Genomic DNA, 19,782 nt, shown 5'->3' on the forward strand with positions numbered 1-19,782 from the left:
ACCCCCAAGCCCCACTGTTTTCCAACAAGGAAATAACCGAAAGGAACAAGCCGTGCTTGCTATGGCTATCGAAGGCTCCGCGAACATGATCGGCTACGGCCTCGCCGCGATCGGCCCCGGTATCGGTATCGGTCTGATCTTCGCCGCCTACATCAACGGTGTCGCCCGTCAGCCGGAGGCCCAGAGCCGCCTGCAGACGATCGCCATCCTGGGCTTCGCGCTCGCCGAGGCGCTCGCGATCATCGGTATCGCCCTCGCGTTCGTCCTTTAGTCGACGCGTCGGCAACCAGCCTGATACAGGACACCGGAAGAAGGACCGCACATGCAGAGTCTGATCATCCTCGCCGAGGAGGGGCACGAGCTGAACCCGCTCATTCCTCACCCGATCGAGATGGTGCTGTCGCTCGTCGTCTTCGCCATCCTCTTCTTCGCCGTGAAGAAGTGGGTCGTGCCGAACTTCGAGGCGACGTTCTCCGAGCGCACCTCGGCGATCGAGGGCGGCCTCGCGGCTGCCGAGACCAAGCAGGCCGAGGCCGACGCCAAGCTCGCCGAGCTCGACCGTCAGCTCTCGGAGGCACGCCACGAAGCGGCGCGCATCCGTGAGGAGGCGCGCGAGCAGGGCGCCACGATCGTGGCCGAGATGCGGGAGCAGGCCCAGGCCGAGTCCAACCGCATCGTCGAGCACGGCAAGGCGCAGATCGAGGCCGAGCGCCAGCAGGCGGTCACCTCGCTCCGGGCCGAGGTCGGCACCCTGGCAACCGGCCTGGCCGGACGCATCGTCGGGGAGAGCCTGGACGACGACGCTCGTCAGAGCCGCGTCGTCGACCGCTTCCTCGCCGAGCTCGAGGGAGCCAGCTGATGTCACTGCGCGGAGCCTCGGCCGAAGCACTGGCCGCACTGTCGACGGAGCTGGAGAGCCTGCTCTCCGGCGGCGCCGACGCCGTCCGGGTCGGCGACGACCTGTTCACGGTGGCTCTCCTGATCCGTCAGGACGGTGCGCTGCGCCGGGTCGCCACTGACCCGTCGCTGCCCGCCGAGGCCAAGCAGGGGCTCGCCCAGGACCTCTTCGGTGGCAAGGCGAGCGACGCCGCGGTGCAGCTCGTCAAGAGCGCCGTGGGTCGTCGTTGGACCGTCAACCGTGACCTCGCCGACGCCCTCGAGCGTCTCGGTGAGACCGCGGTCGTGCGTTCCGCCGGTGACCAGGCCGGTCGCCTCAGCGACGAGCTCTTCGCCGTCGGCCAGCTGGTCAAGGACAACCCCGAGCTCCGCGACGGACTGTCCGACCCGGCTCGCTCCATCGAGGACAAGTCGGCGCTGATCGACAACCTCCTCGGCGGCAAGGTGCTCCCGGCCACGGCCACGCTGGCCAAGCAGTCGCTGGCCGGCACCTACCGCACGGTCTCGGCGGCGCTGCGCGAGTACGAGCAGGTCGCCGCCTCCGTGCACAGCCAGAGCGTGGCCGAGGTCCGCGTGGCACGAGCGCTGTCCGAGGCCGACCGCACCCGCCTGAGCGCCGCGCTGGCCAGCCAGTACGGCCGGGCGATTCACCTGAACGAGGTCATCGACCCCGACGTGATCGGCGGTCTCCGTGTGGAGATCGGCGACGACGTGATCGATGGCACCGTCTCCAGCCGGCTCAGCGACGCCGGCCGCAAGCTCGCCGGCTGATCCCAGTGCGGCACCAGATTCGAACCGAGCAGACTCAAGATAAGGAAGTGTGATGACGGAGCTTTCGATCCGTCCGGACGAGATCCGGGACGCGCTGCAGCGCTTCGTGTCGGACTACAAGCCCGACACCGCGAGCCGTGAAGAGGTCGGCACCGTGGCGGAGGCCGGCGACGGCATCGCCCGTGTCAGTGGTCTCCCATCGGTGATGGCCAACGAGCTGCTCGAGTTCGAGGACGGCACCCGTGGCCTGGCCCTCAACCTCGACACCCGCGAGATCGGCGTCGTCATCCTCGGTGACTTCGACGGCATCGAAGAGGGCCAGGTTGTCCGCCGAACCGGCGAGGTGCTCTCCGTGCCCGTCGGCGACGGCTACCTCGGCCGGGTCGTCGACCCGCTCGGCACCGCCATCGACGGTCTTGGCGACATCGAGACCACCGGCCGTCGTGCCCTCGAGCTCCAGGCGCCCGGCGTCATGGAGCGCAAGTCGGTGCACGAGCCCCTGGCCACCGGCATCAAGGCGATCGACGCCCTGACCCCGGTCGGCCGCGGCCAGCGCCAGCTGATCATCGGTGACCGCGCGACCGGCAAGACCACGATCGCCATCGACACGATCATCAACCAGAAGAAGAACTGGGAGTCCGGCGACCCGGACAAGCAGGTGCGCTGCATCTACGTCGCCATCGGTCAGAAGGGCTCGACCATCGCCTCCGTGCGTGGCGCCCTCGAAGAGGCCGGCGCGCTGGAGTACACCACCATCGTGGCGTCCCCGGCCTCCGACTCGGCCGGCTTCAAGTACCTCGCCCCCTACACCGGCTCGGCCATCGGCCAGCACTGGATGTACGAGGGCAAGCACGTCCTCATCGTGTTCGACGACCTGACCAAGCAGGCCGAGGCCTACCGCGCCGTGTCGCTGCTGCTGCGTCGCCCGCCGGGCCGCGAGGCCTACCCCGGCGACGTGTTCTACCTGCACAGCCGGCTGCTCGAGCGTTGCGCGAAGCTGTCCGACGAGATGGGCAAGGGCTCGATGACCGGTCTTCCGATCATCGAGACCAAGGCCAACGACGTCTCGGCGTTCATCCCGACCAACGTCATCTCGATCACCGACGGTCAGATCTTCCTGCAGTCCGACCTGTTCGCGGCCAACCAGCGCCCGGCCATCGACGTCGGTGTCTCGGTCTCCCGCGTGGGTGGATCGGCGATGACCAAGGCGATGAAGGCCGTCACCGGTTCGCTCAAGGTCGACCTGGCCCAGTTCCGGGCCATGGAGGCGTTCGCCATGTTCGCCTCCGACCTGGACGCCGCATCGCGTCAGCAGCTCGACCGCGGACAGCGACTGATGGCCCTGCTCAAGCAGCCTCAGTACTCGCCGTACCCGGTCGAGGAGATGACCGTGTCGCTGTGGACCGGCACCTCGGGCCGCCTCGACAAGGTGCCCACGGACGACGTCCTCCGGTTCGAGAACGAGTTCCTCGACTACCTGCGCCGCTCGCACGAGGGCATCCTTGCCGGAATCCGCGAGACGCAGAAGTTCGAGGACTCCACCGAGGACCAGCTGACCGCTGCGTACGACTCCTTCCTCGACCAGTTCGAGACCTCGGACGGCCAGTCCATCAAGGCCGGCACCGAGACGCACGAGGCCCTTGAGGACGAGGACGTCGAGCAGGAGCAGATCGTCAAGCAGAAGCGGGGCTGACCGCACGTGAACATCGATCCTCAGACGACCGGAGGTGATCTCTGATGGCACTCTCGGTGCGCGAGTACCGCGCGCGGATCAAGTCGACGGAGTCGATGAAGAAGATCACGCGCGCCATGGAGCTCATCGCTGCGTCCCGCATCATCAAGGCACAGCAGCGGGCACAGGCGGCAGCGCCGTACGCCCGTGAGCTGACCCGGGCGGTCTCGGCCGTGGCGACGTACTCCAACGTCGACCACGCCCTGACCACGGAGCCGGAGAACCCGAAGAAGGCCGCGGTCCTCATCGTCACGAGTGACCGTGGACTCGCCGGGGCCTACTCCTCGAGCGTGCTCAAGGAGGCCGAGCGCCTTCTCGAGAAGCTTCGCGGTGAGGGCAAGACGGTCGACGTCTACATCTCCGGTCGCAAGGGCGAGGCGTACTTCAAGTTCCGCCAGCGCCCGGTGGTCCAGAGCTGGACCGGCTTCTCCGACCAGCCGACGTACGACGTGGCCCATGACATCGGGGAGACGCTGATCCAGGCGTTCCTCAACGATGACGAGACCCCGGCCGCCGAAGGCGTGGCGCCCGGTGCCGACGAGGTGCACGTGGTCTACACCCGGTTCCGCTCGATGCTGGTCCAGGAGCCGATCGCGGTTCGACTGCTTCCGCTGGAGGTCGTCGAGGGCGAAGAGGCTCCCGAGGACGACGAGCTGCTGCCGCTCTACGAGTTCGAGCCGTCGCCTGCCGACGTGCTCGACTCCCTGCTCCCGCGTTACGTCCAGAGTCGGATCTTCTTCGCTCACCTCCAGGCCGCCGCTTCCGAGCTGGCCGCCCGACAGAAGGCGATGAAGGCCGCAACCGACAACGCGGACGAGCTCATCAAGAAGTACACCCGTATTGCCAACCAGGCCCGTCAGGCCGGCATCACCCAGGAAATCAGCGAGATCGTCGGTGGCGTGAACGCCCTCGCCGACGCCAACGCCGGCCAAGACTGAAGCGGAGAAGTGAGAGAAATGACTGCGACGACTACTGAGTCCACCGAGACCACTGCTGGTGGTGTCGGCCGAATCGCCCGGGTCATCGGCCCGGTCGTGGACATCGAGTTCCCGACCGACTCGATGCCCGGCATCTACAACGCGCTCACGTGCGAGTTCGAGCTGAACGGCGAGACCAAGACGATCATCCTCGAGGTCGCCCAGCACATCGGTGACGGCATGGTTCGTGCCATCTCGATGAAGCCGACCGACGGTCTGGTCCGTGGCGGCCAGATCATCGACACCGGTGAGTCCATCACCGTGCCGGTGGGCGACGCCACGCTGGGTCGGGTGTTCAACACCACCGGTGACTGCCTGAACCTCGAAGAGGGCGAGACCCTCGAGGTCAGCGAGCGCTGGGGCATCCACCGCAAGGCTCCGGCCTTCGACCAGCTCGAGTCGAAGACCCAGATGTTCGAGACCGGCATCAAGGTCATCGACCTGCTCACGCCCTACGTGACGGGCGGAAAGATCGGCCTGTTCGGTGGTGCCGGTGTCGGCAAGACCGTGCTGATCCAGGAAATGATCGCCCGTGTGGCCAAGAACCACGGTGGTGTGTCGGTGTTCGCCGGTGTGGGCGAGCGCACCCGTGAGGGCAACGACCTCATCGTCGAGATGGAAGAGGCCGGCGTCATCGGCCAGACCGCCCTCGTCTTCGGCCAGATGGACGAGCCGCCGGGCACGCGTCTCCGTGTCGCCCTGTCGGCGTTGACGATGGCGGAGTACTTCCGCGACGTGAAGAACCAGGACGTGTTGCTCTTCATCGACAACATCTTCCGGTTCACCCAGGCCGGTTCCGAGGTCTCTACGCTGCTCGGTCGCATGCCGTCCGCCGTGGGCTACCAGCCCAACCTCGCCGACGAGATGGGTCAGCTCCAGGAGCGGATCACCTCGACGCGTGGTCACTCGATCACCTCGATGCAGGCGATCTACGTGCCGGCCGACGACTACACCGACCCGGCTCCGGCGACCACCTTCGCCCACCTGGACGCGACCACCGAGCTCTCGCGTGAGATCGCCTCGCTCGGTATCTACCCGGCCGTGGACCCGCTGACCTCGACCTCGCGGATCCTCGACCCGCAGTACATCGGCGCGGACCACTACAACACCGCGGTGCGCATCAAGTCGATCCTGCAGCGCAACAAGGAGCTCCAGGACATCATCGCCATCCTCGGTGTCGACGAGCTCGGCGAAGAGGACAAGGTCATCGTGTCGAGGGCCCGCCGCATCCAGCGGTTCCTCTCGCAGAACACCTACGTCGCCAAGCAGTTCACCGGCATCGAGGGCTCCACGGTCTCCATCGGTGACACCGTCGAGGCGTTCACCAAGATTGCCGACGGCGACTACGACCACGTCGCCGAGCAGGCCTTCTTCATGTGTGGTGGCCTCGAGGACGTCGAAGCCAAGTGGGCCGAGATCCAGAAGAGCCTCTGATGTCGGAGAACACTCTCCGCGTCGAGCTCGTTGCCGCCGATCGTCTCGTGTGGTCGGGTGATGCCTCCATGGTCATCGCCCGCACCACCGAGGGCGACGTCGGCATCCTGCCCGACCACGCTCCGATGCTCTCGCTGCTCGTCGAAGGAATCGTCGACGTGACCACGGTCGAGGGCGAGACCTGGATCGCCGCAGTCGACGCCGGGTTCATCTCGATCGCCGAGAACCGGGTCTCGATCCTGGCCGAGCGTGCGGAGATGTCCCACGAGATCGACCTCGAGAAGGCGCGCGCCGACTTGGAGCGCGCCAAGTCCGCGGGGGAGCTTCTCAACGATCCCGAGGAAGCAGTGCGTCGCGCCGAGGCACGCATTCGGGCGGTCGAGAAGGCCAACTGACGCTGGCTCGGACCCTCCCGCTAGAGTGACGCCACGCGTCGCTTTGACAGGAGGGTTCGATGCCGCTGTGGCAGTGGTTGGTCGACTCGCTCGGCGTCATTCTCCTGCTCGTTGTCGTCTACGGGGTCGCCCTCGTCGTACGTCGTCGCGTGCTCTCGCGCAATGGCGGCACGTTTGAACTCAGTCACCGCGCCCGGTCTGCCAAGACCGGGCGCGGTTGGGTTCTCGGCCTCGGCCGCTACTCGGGTGAGAACCTCGAATGGTTCCGCATCTTCTCGCTCTCGCCGCGTCCCCGGTGCACCTGGTCGCGCAGCGGTCTTGCCTACGCCGGTCGGCGCGAGCCTCACGGGTCGGAGCAGATGTCGCTCTACGCCGAGCACGTCATCGTCGTCGTCGAGTCCGAGCCCGGAGCCATCGAGTTCGCGATGAGCCCCAGCTCGCTGATGGGCTTTCAGTCCTGGCTCGAGGCCGCGCCTCCCGGAGCCGATTGGAACCAGCGGCGCCCGCGTCTGTGAGGCAGGGTCCCGGTTCGGGCGCCGCCGTTGACCAGCGGACTCCTAGGCTGTCTCGGAGAGTCCAGTCATGACGAGGGAGAGGACGACCGTGGTCGGATCCACGATCGAGATCAATGGGCTGTCGAAGAGCTTCGGTGCCGTGCGCGCCGTCGACGACCTCAGCTTGACCATCCGACCGGGCGTGGTCACCGGGTTCCTGGGTCCCAACGGTGCCGGCAAGACCACCACCTTGCGGATGCTGCTCGGGTTGGTCGCCGCCGACAGCGGCAGCGCCACCATCGACGGTCGTCCCTACGCCGAGCTCGCCTCGCCGGCAGCGGTGGTCGGGGCCGCGCTCGAGGCAGCCAGCTTCCATCCCGGGCGCACCGCCCTGGACCATCTGCGCGTGCATGCGCCGATGGTCGGCGTACCCGATGCGGCCTGCTCGCGAGTGCTCGCACAGGTGGGGCTCGCCGACGCCGCCCGACGGAAGGTGGGCGGGTTCTCGCTGGGCATGAGGCAACGCCTCGGCCTGGCAACGACGCTTCTGGGCGATCCCGGCGTCCTGGTGCTCGACGAGCCCGCCAACGGGCTGGACCCGGAGGGCATCGTGTGGCTGCGCGGGTTCCTGCGACACCTGGCCCACGAGCAGGGACGAACCGTGCTGGTCTCGAGTCACGTCCTCGGCGAGGTCCAGGCCACCGTCGACGACGTCGTGGTCATCGCCCGAGGTCGACTCGTCCACGAGTCGCCTCTCTCGGACCTGGTGGCCATGGCGGCCGCCCAGGTCAGGGTGAGTACGCCGGACACCGATGGCTTCGTGCGCCTGGTCACCGAACAGGGCTGGGACTTCTCCGAGATCAGTGGAGGCCTGCTGATCTCAGGAGCCAGCCCCGCGCAGGTCGGTGCGGCCGCGCACGCGGCGCACCTGGAGCTGCACGGCCTGGCCGGCGAGGGGATGGCCCTGGAAGACGTGTTCCTGAAGCTGACCGACCCGGCACGTGCCCAGGTGCCGGCATGACCCCCGCGGTGAGGTCCGAGTGGCGCAAGGTCACCACGACGAACCTGTGGTGGGTGCTGGCGCTGGTGATGTTCGCCTACACGGCCTTCCTGGGTGCGGTGATGGGGTTCAGCCTGGCCCAGCAGCCCGAGGCCGCCACCGGGGGCATGGGCGACTCGGCGTTGAGCGGCCGCGAGGTCGCGCAGTCGGTCTACACGCTCGGCGCGTCCCTCGGCTACGTGTTCCCGCTCGTGGCCGGCGCGCTGGCGATGACCTCCGAGTTCCGGCACCAGACCATCACCCCGACACTCCTCTTCGAGCCGCGCCGCAGCGTGGTCCTGGCCGCCAAGCTGGTCGTGAACCTGGCCCTGGGTCTCGTGTACGGCGTGATCGGCACGCTCGGCGCGATCGCCGGTGGAGCACCGGTGCTGGCGGGCCTCGGCGACGGCATGCACCTCGGTGACGGGGAGGTCCTCGGCAACGTCGCGTTCTCGGTGTTGGCCCTGGCGATCTGGGCCGTGATCGGGGTGGGCCTGGGCACACTGCTGCCCAACCAGGTGGCCGCGATCGTGGTGATCCTGGCCTTCACCCAGTTCGTCGAGCCCATCCTGCGGATCGGGTTCGCCGCCGTCGACGCCCTCTCGGGACTGGCCCGGTTCTTCCCCGGTGCAGCCGCGGAGGCGCTGGTCGGTTCGTCGCTCTACAGCACGACGGGCATGCTCGACCTCCTCGGACGATGGGAAGGGGCGGCGGTGCTGCTCGCCTATGCCGTGGTCTTCGCGCTCGTCGGCCGGTTCACCACCCTGCGCCGAGACGTCACCTGACATGAGAGCCGCCACGGGCGCGGCCCCGGCGCGGACGCTGGCCGCGCGGAACGCGGTCGCGGCGGTCTTCGCGCTGAACGGCTTCTGCTTCGCCTCCTGGGTCTCCCGCATCCCCGACGTCCGGGAGCGACTGGATCTGTCGAACGGCCAGCTCGGCCTGCTGTTGCTGGCGATGTCGGCCGGCTCGGTCCTTGCGCTCCCACTCACCGGTGCGCTGATCGAGAGGTTCGGCGCCGCCGGGGTGGTGCTCTTCGGAGCCGTGCTCGACGGGCTGGGGCTGCTGCTGGTCTCCGTCGGAGCAGACGCCCTGGGCGTGACCGCGCTGGCGGCCCTGGGGCTGTTCCTCTACGGCGTCGGCACCGGCACCTGGGACGTGGCGATGAACGTCGAGGGCGCCGCGGTCGAGCACGAGCTCACGCGCACGATCATGCCGCGGTTCCACGCCGGCTTCAGCATCGGCACGGTCTTCGGTGCCCTGCTCGGGGCACTGGCGGCCGGGCTCCACGTCCCGATGGCCTGGCACCTCGGCGTGGTCGCGCTGGTTGCGGTGACGGCGGTCCTCGGTGCTGTGCGCGGCTTCCTCCCGCGGGCCCTCGAGGTCGTGGGGCAGACCGCCGGCCGGGTCTCGGCCTTCACCGCCTGGACCGAGCCGCGCACCCTGCTCATCGGCCTCATGGTGCTCGCGCTCGCCCTCACCGAAGGCACGGCGAACGACTGGCTGGCGGTGGCTCTCGTCGACGGCTACGACGTCGAGCACTGGGTGGGTGTCACCGGGTTCGCGGTCTTCGTCGCGGCGATGACCGTCGGCAGGTTCTGGGGGAGTCGCCTCATCGACCGCCACGGTCGGGTGAGCGTGCTCTGGTCGACGATGTTCGTGGCCAGCGCCGGACTGCTGCTCATCGTCTTCGGCGGGCACCCGGCCGTCGTCGTGGTCGGCATCGTGCTCTGGGGCCTCGGTGCCTCGCTCGGTTTCCCGGTCGGCATGAGCGCCGCCGCCGACGATCCACTCCGGGCCGCGGCCCGGGTCAGCGTGGTCTCCACGATCGGCTACACGGCGTTCCTTGCCGGCCCGCCGCTGCTCGGTTTCCTGGCCGAGGAGGTCGGAACGCTGCACGCCCTGCTCGTGGTCGTCGTACTCCTCGTGCCGTCCGCGTTCGTCGTCCCGGCTGCACGGGAGCACCCCGTGCGCGGACTGTCGCGTGGTCTCGGCTGACGGCCCAACCCCTCGTCCCTCGCTACGAGCGCTCCCCGCTGCTCCGATGGGCGGCTCACGCTCTCCGCTCGTCCCTCGCTACGAGCGCTCCCCGCCGGGCACCCAGAGGACGTCGCCGTTCTCCCGGTTCGCGTGCCGGGCCAGGATGAACAACAGGTCCGAGAGCCGGTTGAGGTACTTGATCGCCAAGACGTTCATGGTGTCCTCGTGCTCGGCGAAGGCCGACCAGCCTGCCCGCTCCGCCCGGCGTACGACGGTGCGCGCGACGTGGAGGTGGGCGGCGCCGGCCGTGCCGCCGTTGAGGATGAACGAGCGCAGCTTCTCCAGCGGCTCGTTGAAGGAGTCGCACCACGACTCCAGCCGGTCGATGTAGTCCTGCTCGATGCGCAACGGCGGGAACTCGGGGTTCGCCACGACCGGCGTGCAGAAGTCCGCGCCCACGTCGAAGAGGTCGTTCTGGATCGTGGTGAGAACCTGCACGACGTCGTCATCGAGACCACCCTGGGCCAGGGCCACCCCGATCACCGCGTTCGCCTCGTCGACGCTTGCGTAGGCCTCGAGTCGCAGATCGTTCTTCGTGGTGAGGCTCATGTCGCCGAGCCGGGTCTGTCCGGCGTCGCCGGTGCGCGTGTAGATGCGGGTGAGGTTGACCATGCAGCCGAGCCTAGTGGGCGACCGCCCGGGTCGCCCCCGGGGTCGCGGGGTGGTTGAAGACCGAAACCACATCCGTCACACCCGTCACATAGCGGACGTTCCGCGCGGCGTACGTTCGCACAGGGGGTCCCCAGACAATTCGGTGGAAATTCCCCGCTTCGAAGGCAACGCTATGGGTGTGTGACGCGTCATAGTCTGTGAACAGCAGTTTCGAAGGGTGGCATTCGGGTGCCACCACGGAGGAGGCGAGATGGACATCATCCGGGACGGAGCCACGCTCGTGCTGGCTGGTCAGTTCGACGTCCGCAGCACCATGGAGGTCAGGGCCGCGCTCTACGACCACATCGAGACCACGGCCGACGACGTCGTCGTCGATCTCACCGAGGTCACCACGGTCGACGTCACGGCACTGAAGGTGCTGGCGGTCGCCACGCGCTCGACCGAGCGCCAAGGACGTCACCTTCGGCTGCGCGGGTGCGGACCGGCCGTACGCCGCCTGCTCCACATGTCGCACCTGTTCCGACTCGTCGACGTCGAACGCGAGGCGATCTCCGCCTAGCACCACGGATCCGACCCGGGTACCTAGCCGCTGAAGACCGAGGCGATCTGACCCACCACGGTGAGCAGCGTCGTGCCGCCGACGTAGGTGATGCCGCAGGCGGCCAACCCCTGGAGCACGGGCGCCCAGGTGCGCACCGCCCGGGAACGGCGCATCAGCAGCAGCACGACGGCGCACACGGCGAAGGCCACGACGGTCCCGGCCAGCACGAACAGGCCGACCGGCCCGGCCAGTGCGCCGACCAGCTCCCAGGAGCCGATCTCGCCCCAGAAGTCCCAGGTGTCGCCGGAGAGCGAGGCGACCAGCAGGAAGATCATCAGGTAGACGAGAAAGACCATCACGGCCACGATCGCCACGAACGCGAGCACGCCCACGAAGCTGAAGACGCCCGTCCACACCAACGGCGCTGCCACCGTGCTCTCGGGTTTCGGCGGCGGCGGCGCGTAAGCGGGCCAGCGATGGGCCAACGGGTGCGGTGCGCCGGGACCGGGCTGCCGTGCGGGTGGTCGGCTCCAGCTGGGGGGCGGTTCGTGGGACATGCGGGACATCATCTCCCGGTGTAGTCATCGCCACACGTGAGACCGGTTACCGGAAGTCAACGCACACTCTAGGCTCGACCCCATGAGCGAATCTGCAGAGAACCCGGTGGTCAAGGACCGTCCGTGGGTGATGCGCACGTACGCCGGCCACTCGACCGCCGAGGCGTCCAACGCGCTCTACCGCAACAACCTGTCGAAGGGCCAGACCGGGCTCTCGGTGGCCTTCGACCTGCCGACGCAGACCGGCTATGACCCCGATTCGCCACTGGCCAGGGGCGAGGTCGGCAAGGTCGGCGTACCCGTGCCGCACCTGGGTGAGATGCGCAAGCTCTTCAAGGACATCCCCCTCACCGAGATGAACACCTCGATGACGATCAACGCGACCGCCATGTGGCTGCTCGCGATGTATCAGGTCGCCGCCGAGGAGCAGAACCCCACGCTCGACCCGGCCGAGGTCGCGGGGCAGCTGGCAGGCACCACGCAGAACGACATCATCAAGGAGTACCTCTCCCGGGGCACCTACGTGTTCCCGCCCGAGCACTCCCTGCGGCTGATCAGCGACATGATCGCCTACACGGTCAACTACATCCCGAAGTGGAACCCGATCAACATCTGCAGCTATCACCTGCAGGAGGCCGGTGCCACGCCGACCCAGGAGCTGGCCTACGCCCTCGGCACCGCGATCGCGGTGCTCGATACGGTCAAGGACGCCAAGCAGGTCAGCGACGACGACTTCGAGAAGGTCGTCGGCCGAATCTCGTTCTTCGTCAACGCGGGCGTCCGCTTCGTCGAAGAGACCTGCAAGATGCGCGCCTTCGTGCAGCTGTGGGACGAGATCACCCATGAGCGCTACGGCGTCCAGGACCCGAAGATGCGTCGCTTCCGCTACGGGGTCCAGGTCAACTCGCTCGGCCTGACCGAGGCCCAGCCCGAGAACAACGTGCAGCGCATCGTGTTGGAGATGCTGGGCGTCACCCTGTCGAAGAACGCCCGCGCCCGCGCGGTACAGCTGCCGGCGTGGAACGAGGCCCTGGGCCTGCCGCGGCCCTGGGACCAGCAGTGGTCGCTGCGCTTGCAGCAGGTGCTCGCGTTCGAGTCCGACCTGCTCGAGTACGACGACATCTTCGAGGGCTCCCACGTCATCGAGGCGAAGGTCGCCTCGCTGGTCGAGGGTGCGAAGGCCGAGATGGACCGGGTCCAGGCCCTGGGCGGCGCGATCGCCGCGGTCGAGTCGGGCTACATGAAGTCCGAGCTGGTCTCCGCCCATGCCGCTCGCCGGGCACGCATCGAGTCGGGCGAGGAGAAGATCATCGGGGTCAACAGCTTCGAGACCACCGAGCCCTCGCCGCTGACCGCCAACCTGGACGACGCGATCATGACCGCCGACCCCCAGGCCGAGCAAGCCGCGAAGGCGTCGGTCGAGGCCTGGAAGGCCGAACGCGACGAGGATGCCGTGGCGCAGGCCCTGAAGGACCTCGCCGCGACCGCCAAGGGCACCGAGAACCTGATGGAGGCCACCCTCGCAGCGGCCCGTGCAGGTGCCACGACCGGCGAGTGGGCCGGCACGCTGCGCGAGGTGTTCGGTGAGTTCCGGGCACCGACCGGCGTCTCCGGCGCGGTCGGTGTGGCCAACGCCGGCGCCGACCTCGCAGCCGTGCGCGACCAGGTCAAGAGCACCGGTGACGAGCTCGGTGGGCGTCTGCGCCTGCTCGTGGGCAAGCCCGGCCTCGACGGGCACTCCAACGGAGCCGAGCAGGTCGCCGTACGCGCCCGCGACGCCGGTTTCGAGGTGATCTACCAGGGGATCCGTCTGACCCCCGAGCAGATCGTCGCGGCGGCGGTCGCCGAGGACGTGCACTGCGTCGGTCTCTCGATCCTCTCCGGCTCGCACATGGAGTTGGTGCCCGCTGTCCTCCAGGGCCTCGAGGAGGCCGGGATGGGCGAGGTGCCGGTGATCGTCGGCGGGATCATCCCCGAGTCCGACGGCAAGGCGCTGATTGCGTCCGGTGTCGCGGCGGTCTACACGCCCAAGGACTTCGGCCTGACCGAGATCATGGGCGGGATCGTCGACGTGATCCGCAAGGCCAACGACCTGACCTGACCTGACCGGGTCGAGGCAGGGCGGAAGCCTCCGATGCGCGCGCCGGTGACCAGACCCCACAGGTCGATGGCTTCAACGGTGCGACGCGGGTCACACAAGGTAAGGCAAGCCTTCTTTGACGGCGTATGATCGTGGCCATGGGAAAGAAGGGGAAGCCGAAGAGCAAGTGCTGCGTGTCCAAGGACCGCTGCAAGCGCTGCCCGATTCGCATGCTCAAGGAAGGCACCCTTCCCTCCGGCTTCACCGTGAAGAAGCGCAAGCTGGTCAAGGTGGACAAGAAGACGGCCAAGAAGCTCGCCAAGGCGGCCTGACCCGTCTCGCTTGCTGCCCGAGATTGTCGCGAACCATTCCGGGCCAGCGGGCGTCTCCTCCTGTGACGGTCCGAACAGCGGACCCACAGCGATGGGGGAACCTCGTGAAGAAGTCTCTGATCACCCTGGCCCTGACCGCGACGATGGGCGCCGTGCTTGCCCAGTCGCCGGCTCTCGCCTCGGCGGTGCCGGCCTCAGTGCCCACGGCCGCGCCGACCAACCTCGGTGTCAATGCCCAGGCGGTCAACCCGTACGCCGGGACCGCGAAGTGGCGCCTGATGTCGACCGCCAGTGACGTCGACGGTGACGGCACGATCGACGGCATCTGGATCCGCAGGAAGTCGGCCAACGTGTGCTCGGTGCGCGTGACCCGCGGCCCGGGACAAGGTGCCACCAAGGATCTCTACAGCTCGTTCGGCAACCCGTGCGTCTTCCACGGCGACGCGCCGTTCGACACGGTCAGGGGCTCCGAGATCAGCGTGCTCACCGGCCTGGGGGCGCACACCCAGTGGCACTCGATCGTCACCTGGCGCGACGGTCGGTTGGTGCTCGAGCGGGCGCCGCGCAACCCGCGCTGGACGGTCGACTCCACGGTGATGATGCAGGAGGGGATCCGGCGGACCCGGAACGCCGCCGGCGAGATTCGCCTGGCGCACACGGCCGTCACTCGCGGCGCCACGTCCCGCTGGTCCGGAGTGCGCTCGGTCTACGCCTACAAGGGCGGCACGTGGGTGGTCACCGCGAAGAAGAGTGTGGCCATGACCCAGGCGCAGGCCTCGGCGATCAGCGGCTGGCACGTGAAGTTCCTGCCCCGCTTCGAGCGCTGAGCGGAGCCAGGCACGAGGGGGCCAGCCGATGGACCTCCGGGGGCATCGGCAGGCTCGCCTTCTGCTGGGCGCCGCGCTGCTCGGGGACTCGTGCGTCCAGGCGTGCCGGACCTGTCCGAACAGCTCCGTCGAGAAGCTTCCGGCAACCAGACCGACGTTTCCTGCGTCTCTCCCAGTGACGGTCCGATCAGCGGACCCGACATGATGGGGGAATCTCGTGAAGAAGACTCTGATCGCACTGGCCGTGGCGGCGACCGCCGCAGTCCTGATCCAGTCGCCCGCAACCTCGGCCCCGGCCACCGCGTCCGGCGCTCCCACGAAGGTCGCGACGGCGGCTCAGACGGCCGCTCCGTGGCAGCTCGTCTCGACGGCGAGCGACGTCGACGGCAACGGACAGGTCGACTACATCTCGCTGCGCAAGGTCTCGGCCACCATCTGCGCGGTCAAGGTCGCCACCGACTCGGGCCGCGTGGCCACCAAGAGTCTGTACAGCTCGATGGGCAACCCCTGCGTGTGGCACGGTTCGGCCCCGCTCGATCCGGTGAGTGGCGCGGAGATCAGCGTGGTGACCGGGTGGGGCGCACACACCGCCTGGCACTCGGTGCTGACCTGGCGCGCCGGCCGCATCGTCCTCGAGAGGGCGCCGTCCCGTGCACGCTGGACCGTCGACGGCACGGCGATGCTGTCGGAGGGCCTGCGCCGCACCCGCAACGCCAGCGGTCAGATCCGTCTGGTTCACACCGCAGTCTTCCGTGGGAACCGGGGCCGTTGGGACGGTCAGGCCGAGACCTATGCCTACCGCTCGGGCACGTGGGTGGTCTCGGCGCGCAAGCACGTCCGCCTCACCACGACGCAGGCCGGCCGGGTGTGGGGCTGGCACGTGCGTGGGCTCCCGCGCTGGCCGGCGGCCTGACGAGCAGGGGACCGCATTGCGCGACCGGGAGAGTTCGCCGACAACCGTGGGATGACTACGGCAGACTCTCCCCATGGCACGCGTGAACGTGGTCGGAGCAGGAGTCGTCGGGCTCACCTGCGCGATCAGGCTGCTCGAGGCCGGGCACCGGGTCGACGTACTCGCCCGGGACCTGCCGTTGGAGACGACCAGCTCGGTGGCCGCGGCCATCTGGTATCCCTACCGGGCGCTGCCCCAGGAACGGGTGACGGCCTGGTCAGGGGCGTCGTACGCCGAGTTCGTCGGTCTTGCCGGCGATCGCGCGACCGGAGTGCGCATGGTCACCGGCACCGAGGTCTTCACCGCACGCAAGGCCGACCCGTGGTGGCGCTCCGCGGTGCCTTCCCTGGATCGCGAGACGTCGTTGCCGGTCGGGTACGTCGACGGCTGGACCTTCACCACGCCGGTGATCGAGATGCCGCTCTACCTGCGTTGGCTGGCCGGTCGGGTCGCAGACCTCGACGGCACCATCACGCGGCTCAACCTTCAGGCGCTGCCCACCGGTGCCGACGTCGTGGTCAACTGCGCCGGGCTCGGGTCGCGCCACCTGGCTGCGGACAAGTCGGTCGTGCCGGTGCGCGGACAGGTGCTCGTGGTGGAACAGTGCGGCATCGACCGGTGGGCCATCGATGACGAGGGTCCGACGTACGTCGTCCCGCGCTCGCGCGACGTGGTCGTGGGTGGCACCGCGGACGAGGGGGACTGGAGTCGTACGCCGTCACCCGAGACCGCGCGCGACATCCTGGCGCGGGCGACCAGGATTGTGCCGGAGTTGGAGGGCGCCAAGGTGCTGCGGCACAAGGTGGGACTTCGGCCGGTGCGGCCGGCGGTGCGCGTGGAACGAGTCGATCGGGTCGTGCACTGCTACGGGCACGGGGGAGCGGGCGTCACCATGTCCTGGGGCTGCGCCGACGAGGTCGCCGACCTGGTCAACGCCTGACCTCTAGGGCTTCAGGCGGTCGTTGCGGCGGCGCAACAGAGGCACCACGATCACGAGGCCGACGACGGCACCCGCGATCACACCGAGGAGCCAGCGGTCCTCGCCGAGGATGCCGACGGCTGCGTAGTGCCCGGCGATGGCCAGCACCATGACGAGGACCGCGGCGCTCATCCGGGTGATGATCTCGGCGAAGAACAGCTTTGCGAAGGACTCCTGCGGCCGCGGCGTGCCGTCCCGCTGGAGGCGCGGCAGCAACCGCTCGCTCACGACGGCCGCCGGGTTGAGTGGCCCGTAGATGTGCGGGTACGTCGTGTCACCCACGGTGTCCTCGCGCCACTCGGACGTCAGCTTGTCGGTCTCGATCGTGAGCAGCACCAGCTGGCCGGGCGCGTCGGCGTAGTGGCGCTCACGCACGCTCTCCCACTGGTCCGCGCGCGAGGCGTGGATGAAGCCCTCGTCCTCGAGCGAACGGCCGTACGTCGACTGCGCATAGGAGCCGGCAAGCTTGGCGGCGTCCCAGCGCGACTTCTCGGCGATGTGGAAGATCTGCATGGCGCGCATCATGTCAGGTCGGTTCGGGGGCCCACGTGCCGGTCGCAACGACCACCTCGGCACGCAACCGGATCAGAAGAGGCGGTCACTGGGGTCGTCGAGGCCGCGCAGGGCGTTGTAGTCGACTGTGATGCACTGGATGCCGCGGTCGCCGGCCAGGACCTTGGCCTGGGGCCGGATCTCCTGGGCGGCGTAGATGCCGCGGACCGGCTTGAGCAGCGGGTCACGGTTGAGCAGCTCGAGATAGCGGGTGAGCTGCTCCACCCCGTCGATGTCGCCGCGGCGCTTGATCTCGACGGCGACCGACTCGCCGTTCGTGTCGCGACACATCAGGTCGACCGGGCCGATGGCGGTCGGGTACTCGCGACGTACCAGGGTGAGGCCGGGCGCGAGCGTGGCCGGGTGATCGGCGAGCAGCTCCTGGAGGTGCTTCTCGACGCCGTCCTTCTGGAGCCCGGGGTCGATGCCGAGGTCGTGCTCGGAGTCGTGGTGGATCTCCTCCAGCACGATTCGCAGAGTGTCCTCGGGGCCCTTGGCGGTGCTGCGACTGGTGACGTTCCACTCGAGGTGGCCCTCGTCGTTCACGGCCTCCTTGACGGTGCAGGGTGGCGACATCCAGTTGAGCGGCTTGTAGGAGCCACCGTCACTGTGCACCAGGACCGAACCGTCGGCCTTGATCATCAGGACACGGGTGGCCATCGGCAGGTGGGCGGTCAGCCGGCCGGCGTAGTCGACCTGGCAGCGCGCAACGACGAGTCTCACGGGAGGTGAGGCTACCGGCCCGTGGCAGGCTGGTGAACATGACGTTGGATCTGCCGGCCATCAGGGTCGCCGAGGAAGCCGATCTCGCCGCACTGCCGGAGATCGAGGCCGAGGGCGACCGACGCTTCGACGACCTCTTCGGTGAGACCGGATGGGACCTGCCCCGAACCGGCCGGGACCGAGCGCGCGACCCGGGATTCCTGATGGTCGCAGGCGTTCCGGTGGCGGGCTTCGCGCACGTCGTCGAGGAGCAGGGCGGTGCCCACCTCGAGCAGATCGCGGTGCGCACGGCGCTGACTCGCCGGGGGATCGGGTCGGCGCTGATCGAGGCATGCTGCGCCGAGGCAGCGGCTCGGGGTCACACCGAGCTCACCCTCACGACCTACGCCGACGTGCCGTGGAACGCGCCGTACTACGCCCGGCTCGGCTTCGTTGAGGTGGCTCGCCCGACCGGAAACCTGGGCCGCCACCTGTCGGAGGAGGTCGAGCTCGAGCGGCACGGGCGACGCGTCGGCATGGTGCGCCGTATCAAGGGATGAACAGTCGGTTACCCACCAGTAGGGCGCGTGTCAGCATTCCCGCATGACTGACATCGCAGCCACGAACGAGATCGCCGACGAACTGGTCTTCCCGTACCTCAATCACGCCGTCCGCATGTACGAGACGTCGTACGCCACCCGTGCGGACATCGATGCCGCCATGCGCTTCGGCTGCGGCTACCCGACCGGCCCGCTGACCGTGCTCGACGAACTCGGTCTCGACGTCGTGCGCGACGTGCTCGCTGCCCGGTTCGCCGTGTCCGGTGACAACCTGCACCAGCCGGCCGACCTGCTCGAGAAGCTCGTCGCCGACGGTCGTCTCGGCAAGCAGTCCGGTCGCGGCTTCTACACGTGGGCCGATGGTGCCGTGGTCGCGGACGACGAGACGCCCTCTGCCGACGACGCGCCGCAACTGCGCCACGACATCACGAAGATCGGCGTGGTGGGCACCGGGACGATGGCCTCGGGCATCGTCGAGGTCTTCGCGAAGGCCGGCTACGACGTGGTCATCGTCGGCCGCTCGACCGAGAAGACCGACGGCGTCGTCAGGGCGATCACCACGTCCCTGGACAAGGCGATCTCCCGCGGCAAGCTCGACGAGAGCGGCAAGGCAGAGGTGCTCGCCCGACTGAGCAGCGCCACCGAGCGTGAGGCGCTGGCCGACGTCGACCTCGTGGTCGAAGCGATTGCCGAGGACCTCGCGGTCAAGACCGAGCTCTTCCGCGACCTGGACCGCATCGCCAAGCAGGGCGCGATCCTGAGCACCACGACCTCCTCGCTGCCGATCACCGAGCTGGCCGGGGTCACCTCGCGCCCCGAAGCGGTCATCGGCATGCACTTCTTCAACCCGGCCGCGATCATGAAGCTGGTCGAGGTGGTCACCACCGATCTGACCAGCCCCGAGGTCGACGAGACCGTCCGCGCCCTGAGCGCCGGCATCGGCAAGGTGGCGGTCTCGTGTGGCGACCGCGCAGGGTTCATCGTCAACGCACTGCTGTTCCCCTACCTCAACGACGCGGTCAAGGTCGTCGACGAGGGGCGCGGCGACATCGACACGGTCGATGCCGCGGTCAAGGAGCGGGCCGGATTCCCGATGGGCCCGTTCGCGTTGCTCGACGTGGTCGGCAACGACGTGTCGCTCGCGATCCAGCAGGAGCTCTACGCCGAGTTCAAGGAGCCGGGCTTCACGCCGGCCGCCGGACTGGAGAAGGTCGTCGCGGACGGTCACCTCGGTCGCAAGACCGGCCGGGGCTTCCACGACTACAGCTGATTCCGAGAACCAACGGGTCAGGCCGCCCGAGAGGCGGTT

General features: G+C 68.5%; 23 protein-coding genes. 19 read left to right on the forward strand and 4 right to left on the reverse strand.

The window, feature by feature from the left end; translation table 11 throughout:
• Positions 1-61 precede the first annotated feature (61 nt).
• From atpE to NJ4_RS15820, 11 genes are all read left to right on the forward strand, one after another.
• Entirely contained in the window at positions 62-271 is a 210-nt protein-coding gene (gene atpE / locus NJ4_RS15770; protein WP_056686433.1) for an ATP synthase F0 subunit C, read from the forward strand.
• A gap of 51 nt (positions 272-322) precedes the next feature.
• Complete coding sequence (locus NJ4_RS15775) at positions 323-859, forward strand: F0F1 ATP synthase subunit B (RefSeq protein ID WP_067437226.1); 537 nt, start codon at positions 323-325, stop codon at positions 857-859.
• Entirely contained in the window at positions 859-1,668 is an 810-nt protein-coding gene (locus NJ4_RS15780) for a F0F1 ATP synthase subunit delta (RefSeq protein WP_067437229.1), read from the forward strand. Before NJ4_RS15775 ends, NJ4_RS15780 begins: the two co-directional genes overlap by 1 nt.
• Before the next feature lie 52 nt (positions 1,669-1,720).
• On the forward strand, positions 1,721-3,361 hold the full coding sequence (atpA, locus tag NJ4_RS15785) for a F0F1 ATP synthase subunit alpha (RefSeq protein WP_067437232.1): 1,641 nt from the start codon (positions 1,721-1,723) through the stop codon (positions 3,359-3,361).
• A gap of 44 nt (positions 3,362-3,405) precedes the next feature.
• On the forward strand, positions 3,406-4,338 hold the full coding sequence (locus NJ4_RS15790; protein ID WP_067437235.1) for a F0F1 ATP synthase subunit gamma: 933 nt from the start codon (positions 3,406-3,408) through the stop codon (positions 4,336-4,338).
• 18 nt (positions 4,339-4,356) lie between these two features.
• The gene (gene atpD / locus NJ4_RS15795) at positions 4,357-5,811 is read left to right on the forward strand and encodes a F0F1 ATP synthase subunit beta (protein WP_067437237.1); all 1,455 of its coding nucleotides are present in this window, start codon (positions 4,357-4,359) and stop codon (positions 5,809-5,811) included.
• Positions 5,811-6,206 carry a F0F1 ATP synthase subunit epsilon gene (locus NJ4_RS15800; RefSeq protein WP_067437239.1) on the forward strand — a complete coding sequence of 132 codons (396 nt, stop codon included), beginning with the start codon at positions 5,811-5,813 and terminating at the stop codon, positions 6,204-6,206. Before atpD ends, NJ4_RS15800 begins: the two co-directional genes overlap by 1 nt.
• Positions 6,207-6,265: 59 nt before the next feature.
• Positions 6,266-6,721 carry a DUF2550 domain-containing protein gene (locus tag NJ4_RS15805; protein WP_067437242.1) on the forward strand — a complete coding sequence of 152 codons (456 nt, stop codon included), beginning with the start codon at positions 6,266-6,268 and terminating at the stop codon, positions 6,719-6,721.
• Positions 6,722-6,788: 67 nt separating this feature from the next.
• Positions 6,789-7,721, forward strand: coding sequence for an ATP-binding cassette domain-containing protein (locus NJ4_RS15810; RefSeq protein WP_067437245.1), 933 nt, complete (start codon positions 6,789-6,791; stop codon positions 7,719-7,721).
• The gene (locus tag NJ4_RS15815) at positions 7,718-8,524 is read left to right on the forward strand and encodes an ABC transporter permease subunit (RefSeq protein ID WP_067437247.1); all 807 of its coding nucleotides are present in this window, start codon (positions 7,718-7,720) and stop codon (positions 8,522-8,524) included. Before NJ4_RS15810 ends, NJ4_RS15815 begins: the two co-directional genes overlap by 4 nt.
• A gap of 1 nt (position 8,525) precedes the next feature.
• Entirely contained in the window at positions 8,526-9,737 is a 1,212-nt protein-coding gene (locus NJ4_RS15820) for an MFS transporter (protein ID WP_067437249.1), read from the forward strand.
• Positions 9,738-9,815: 78 nt separating this feature from the next.
• On the opposite strand, the gene NJ4_RS15825 is transcribed toward NJ4_RS15820, so the two are convergent.
• Complete coding sequence (locus NJ4_RS15825; protein WP_067437251.1) at positions 9,816-10,391, reverse strand: cob(I)yrinic acid a,c-diamide adenosyltransferase; 576 nt, start codon at positions 10,389-10,391, stop codon at positions 9,816-9,818.
• A 250-nt stretch (positions 10,392-10,641) separates the two neighbouring features.
• Here NJ4_RS15825 and NJ4_RS15830 point away from each other — a divergent pair, with 250 nt between their 5' ends.
• Entirely contained in the window at positions 10,642-10,950 is a 309-nt protein-coding gene (locus NJ4_RS15830) for an STAS domain-containing protein (protein WP_067437252.1), read from the forward strand.
• 23 nt (positions 10,951-10,973) lie between these two features.
• Here NJ4_RS15830 and NJ4_RS15835 read toward each other — a convergent pair whose 3' ends face one another.
• Positions 10,974-11,363, reverse strand: a complete 390-nt coding sequence (locus NJ4_RS15835) for a hypothetical protein (protein ID WP_157551165.1) — start codon at positions 11,361-11,363, stop codon at positions 10,974-10,976.
• A 208-nt stretch (positions 11,364-11,571) separates the two neighbouring features.
• Here NJ4_RS15835 and NJ4_RS15840 point away from each other — a divergent pair, with 208 nt between their 5' ends.
• The 5 genes from NJ4_RS15840 (at position 11,572) to NJ4_RS15860 (ending at position 16,620) form a co-directional block, all read left to right on the forward strand.
• Positions 11,572-13,590: a protein meaA gene (locus NJ4_RS15840; protein WP_067437258.1), complete on the forward strand. Its 2,019-nt coding sequence runs from the start codon at positions 11,572-11,574 to the stop codon at positions 13,588-13,590.
• A gap of 137 nt (positions 13,591-13,727) precedes the next feature.
• Positions 13,728-13,901: a hypothetical protein gene (locus NJ4_RS26005; RefSeq protein WP_169799276.1), complete on the forward strand. Its 174-nt coding sequence runs from the start codon at positions 13,728-13,730 to the stop codon at positions 13,899-13,901.
• Between the two features lie 104 nt (positions 13,902-14,005).
• Positions 14,006-14,728, forward strand: a complete 723-nt coding sequence (locus tag NJ4_RS15850) for a hypothetical protein (RefSeq protein WP_067437264.1) — start codon at positions 14,006-14,008, stop codon at positions 14,726-14,728.
• A gap of 217 nt (positions 14,729-14,945) precedes the next feature.
• The gene (locus tag NJ4_RS15855) at positions 14,946-15,641 is read left to right on the forward strand and encodes a hypothetical protein (protein WP_067437267.1); all 696 of its coding nucleotides are present in this window, start codon (positions 14,946-14,948) and stop codon (positions 15,639-15,641) included.
• 73 nt (positions 15,642-15,714) lie between these two features.
• Positions 15,715-16,620 carry an FAD-dependent oxidoreductase gene (locus NJ4_RS15860; protein ID WP_067437270.1) on the forward strand — a complete coding sequence of 302 codons (906 nt, stop codon included), beginning with the start codon at positions 15,715-15,717 and terminating at the stop codon, positions 16,618-16,620.
• A 3-nt stretch (positions 16,621-16,623) separates the two neighbouring features.
• Here NJ4_RS15860 and NJ4_RS25240 read toward each other — a convergent pair whose 3' ends face one another.
• Positions 16,624-17,172, reverse strand: a complete 549-nt coding sequence (locus NJ4_RS25240; RefSeq protein ID WP_082748726.1) for a DUF952 domain-containing protein — start codon at positions 17,170-17,172, stop codon at positions 16,624-16,626.
• Between the two features lie 72 nt (positions 17,173-17,244).
• Positions 17,245-17,934, reverse strand: a complete 690-nt coding sequence (gene nucS / locus NJ4_RS15870; RefSeq protein WP_067437272.1) for an endonuclease NucS — start codon at positions 17,932-17,934, stop codon at positions 17,245-17,247.
• Positions 17,935-17,972: 38 nt separating this feature from the next.
• Between nucS and NJ4_RS15875 the strand changes: the two genes are divergently transcribed.
• Positions 17,973-18,473: a GNAT family N-acetyltransferase gene (locus tag NJ4_RS15875; protein ID WP_067437274.1), complete on the forward strand. Its 501-nt coding sequence runs from the start codon at positions 17,973-17,975 to the stop codon at positions 18,471-18,473.
• 43 nt (positions 18,474-18,516) lie between these two features.
• Complete coding sequence (locus NJ4_RS15880; protein WP_067437277.1) at positions 18,517-19,743, forward strand: 3-hydroxyacyl-CoA dehydrogenase NAD-binding domain-containing protein; 1,227 nt, start codon at positions 18,517-18,519, stop codon at positions 19,741-19,743.
• Positions 19,744-19,782: the final 39 nt, after the last annotated feature.

Source organism: Nocardioides jensenii JCM 1364 = NBRC 14755 (assembly GCF_001552535.1).
In the GTDB taxonomy this organism is placed as follows: Bacteria; Actinomycetota; Actinomycetes; order Propionibacteriales; family Nocardioidaceae; genus Nocardioides; species Nocardioides jensenii.